Annotated in this window: 1 protein-coding gene; it reads right to left on the bottom strand. The window is 35.8% G+C overall.

Going from position 1 to position 725, the window contains the following annotated elements; genetic code table 11:
* Positions 1 to 312: 312 nt before the first annotated feature.
* A complete protein-coding gene (locus ACOV1R_RS16065; protein WP_424744338.1) occupies positions 313 to 678 on the bottom strand; it encodes a hypothetical protein in 366 nt (121 codons plus the stop codon).
* Positions 679 to 725 lie beyond the last annotated feature (47 nt).

The following is a 725-nucleotide window of genomic DNA, read 5'->3' as shown; positions in this document are numbered from 1 at the left end:
TGGGTTTGTGGTAAACACCATTTTAAAGGAAGCTGATCTTTTTTGTCCGAACAGCGTTCGGATTAATTTTACAATCTACCAATTGTTCAAAATTGTTCAAAACATATTTTGATGATCTTCCCTTGCCAATGGATGTAAGCTGATTCCTGAGACAACTTTTAAGAGAGGGTATAATGAATAAATCATCTCTCAAAAGGAAGGAATTTTTACATGCCAACTCGTTACGACAAAGAATTCAATAACTATAAGCAAGACGAGCACCAGGAGTTATCACCCAAGGGTGATTAATTTCGAAAATTTGAATTTCAGTTGCTAAGTAAAGTGGCGTCTTACCATGATTAAAAGCAAAAACGGGTTGCGGAAAATCAGGCTTACTAGNACCCAAGGGTGATTAATTTCGAAAATTTGAATTTCAGTTGCTAAGTAAAGTGGCGTCTTACCATGATTAAAAGCAAAAACGGGTTGCGGAAAATCAGGCTTACTAGCAACCTGATGAACACTTTGACGAGAATTCATCTGCCAACGAATTTTTAAATCTTCACGCGACAATAATTGTGGCAGCTGTGTTTTTTCAATTTGAGCTTGTTGTTGCAACTTTTGTGTAAACTCTTGTTTAGTCTTGTTTTGATGCCAATCATCAAAAAGATCATACTTGTTTGATTTAAAATCTAAATCCATAAAGCCAGCCTCCTAACCAAAATCAATTTTATCCAGCATCGTTTCAG

Source organism: Lactiplantibacillus sp. YT640, assembly GCF_049745435.1.
Taxonomy (GTDB): Bacteria; Bacillota; Bacilli; order Lactobacillales; family Lactobacillaceae; genus Lactiplantibacillus; species Lactiplantibacillus plantarum.
Note: the sequence above shows the minus strand (reverse complement) of the source record. Positions and strands in the feature narration are given on the sequence as shown.